The organism is Aliivibrio sp. S2TY2, from assembly GCF_028765525.1.
GTDB lineage: Bacteria > Pseudomonadota > Gammaproteobacteria > Enterobacterales > Vibrionaceae > Aliivibrio > Aliivibrio finisterrensis_A.
The window spans coordinates 1-2,445 of the sequence record NZ_JARACS010000027.1; the positions used below are offsets into that span (position 1 = coordinate 1).

Consider the following 2,445-nt stretch of genomic DNA (forward strand, 5'->3'; position numbering starts at 1 on the left):
ACTACACTCGGCAATCTCAGTTTGCCGGGTGTTTCTCGTTTTAAGCCGTCAATATTAAGTATAATCGCATAGTAGTAAACGTGTTATGCAGGCGTTACACGAACTAAAGATTGCAGTTTTTTGGCTCAGTTCAGCGATTGAGCCGTTAGTTTTTTAGGGATGAAAGTAGGGTGGATTTCCTTTTTCTTTGCTGCCTTTTAGATTTCATTTCATCAGGTTCGGCAAGTTAGCCCTTATTTCCCCAAGTTCATGGATTTCAGAAGCTAATTCACGCTTCAATTGTTCATGGTTTTGCCTCATTTTATCCTGCATCAGTGTTTTCCTCGCAACATTATCAATCCCAATTGTGGCAAAGATATTTGGTTTATCAGATCCAAACTTGCTGAAACCAATCGTTCAAATGGTGCTAGAAAAAGGATTGTTTCGTTTCGCAGTTTTTGCAGTTGAACGGTTCTTTTGTTCGCTAAATTAGCTTTTGTAATTTAAAATTGGTTTGTAAATATTATTGGTAAATCAGTTCTTTACCAATTAAAGCGAAGCGTTGACAAAGATCGTGTAACAAAGCAATCAACACGATGCTATTTACATTCGGCATTCGCGGTTTGGAGTATAATTGGTTTTGTAAGTCGGTCTTTCGCACGTGTTATTGCGGCGTTATGGCTCAGAAGATATTTTTAACATCACGGTAAAAATTTTCATGAGATCCTAATGCCATTAGCTCAAGGGTGACCGTGCCATCTTCGTAACTGTAACCAAGCAGTGTTAATTGCTTAACCATTTTGAATTTATGGACACGTAAAAATGACAAGTCACCTTTCTTTTGCTCTCCTAATAATGGCTCTTTCATTAATTCTTTAATTGCATTATCAAGATCCGTCTTTTGATTTTTATGTAACTTTTTTACTGCTTTCTTAAATGTAGGTGTCTGTAAAATTTGAGTTATATTAGCCAAAACTATAGCTCTCCAATTTTCCTGCTTCTTTTTCAGCTTTGGCAATAATTGCTTGTTTTACAAACTCATATGATAGTTCAGGGTTATCTTCCATCATTTCACCAATTTTAGCCCAGTGTTCAATTTGTTTTGGTGCGGTGCGACTGAATGCTTTAGCCATAATAGTAGCTTTTTGCACAAGGTCTTGGTCTAATCTGATGCTTGCTGTAGCCATTGTAAGTGTCCTATTTAAAGTTAATTTCCATTATTGTAGTATATTGCTACGGTTGTCGCAAGTTGCGCCATAACAATCGCATCAACACGATTTACTACATTCGGCATTGTAGGTTTGTCTTTAGTTTCGGTGTTTATGGCGGTAAAATTCAGCTTGATCTGTATAGTAGTAAACGTGTTATGCAGGCGTTAATCGTACAAGGAGGTACAATGTATAAATTACGAAAACTGGAAGGTGAGCAAGATTGGCTAGATGCGGATGGAGTTAAGATTTATACTATTTCAGCAAATGAAGAACCAATCAATATGGCCGCTTTTCATCAACGACTAACAGAGGTTAAATCTGAAATAACTCTCGAATGGGATCAAACTGCTGCGTTCGTTATTTTTCATAATGGTGCAAGTTGTAAGTATTTGGTTTTAGCTTGGTGGGGTAATGATAATGAATTATTTACGTCAGTATCAGTTCAAGTTAATGGGGTTTGGGTTGTAGATCCAACTAAATATTCGTTTTGTCTTTATGATATTGAAGTCATGTGGAAGGAACGTAATATCTACATAGAAACAATCGATTGTGAAAGTCCGTCATTGGTTAAGTATCGCACTAGCCGTTAGATGTACGTTTAACAAAGCAATCAACACGATGCTATTACACTCGGCATTCGCGGTTTAGAGTGTAATTGGCTTGGTAAATAAGTCGTTCGCACGTGTTATTGCGGCGTTATACGAACTCTGAAAATGCAGTTTTTTGGTTCAGTTTAGCGATTGAACCATTAGCTTTTTAGGTGTGAAAGTAGGGTGGTTTTCCTTTTTCTTTGTTGCCTTTTAGTGTCCGTTTCATCAGGTTCGGCAATTAAGCATTGTCGGCCTAAGTTCATGCGTTTCAACGGCTAATTCAAGCTTCAATTGTTCTTTGGTTATGCCTCATTTTAACCTGCATTAGTGTTTTCCTCGTAGGATTTTCAATCCCAATTGTGGTTAGGATATTTGGTTTATAAGCACCAAACTTTCTGAAACCAAGTCGTACAAATGGTGTAAGAAAAAAGGATTATTTCGTTTCACAGTTATTGCTGTTGATTGAATATTTTGCTCGCTTAATTGAGCCAGTCTAATTAAACTCAGTTTACAGTAAATCTTGATAAATCAGTTCTTTATCAAGTTAATCGAAGCGAAAGCAAGGCTCGTATAACAAAGCAATCAACACGATGCTATTTACATTCGGCATTCGCGGTTTGGAGTATAATTGGTTTTGTTAGTCGGTCTTTCGCACGTGTTATTGC

The 2,445-nt window shown here is 37.1% G+C and carries 3 protein-coding genes; 1 reads left to right on the forward strand and 2 read right to left on the reverse strand.

Going from position 1 to position 2,445, the window contains the following annotated elements; genetic code table 11:
* Positions 1 to 661: 661 nt before the first annotated feature.
* Both PVK63_RS19815 and PVK63_RS19820 read right to left on the reverse strand, forming a co-directional pair.
* Complete coding sequence (locus PVK63_RS19815; RefSeq protein WP_045103942.1) at positions 662 to 952, reverse strand: type II toxin-antitoxin system RelE/ParE family toxin; 291 nt, start codon at positions 950 to 952, stop codon at positions 662 to 664.
* Complete coding sequence (locus PVK63_RS19820; RefSeq protein ID WP_045103941.1) at positions 945 to 1,166, reverse strand: TA system antitoxin ParD family protein; 222 nt, start codon at positions 1,164 to 1,166, stop codon at positions 945 to 947. Before PVK63_RS19820 ends, PVK63_RS19815 begins: the two co-directional genes overlap by 8 nt.
* A 209-nt stretch (positions 1,167 to 1,375) precedes the next feature.
* Between PVK63_RS19820 and PVK63_RS19825 the strand changes: the two genes are divergently transcribed.
* Positions 1,376 to 1,780: a hypothetical protein gene (locus PVK63_RS19825; RefSeq protein ID WP_274440976.1), complete on the forward strand. Its 405-nt coding sequence runs from the start codon at positions 1,376 to 1,378 to the stop codon at positions 1,778 to 1,780.
* Positions 1,781 to 2,445 lie beyond the last annotated feature (665 nt).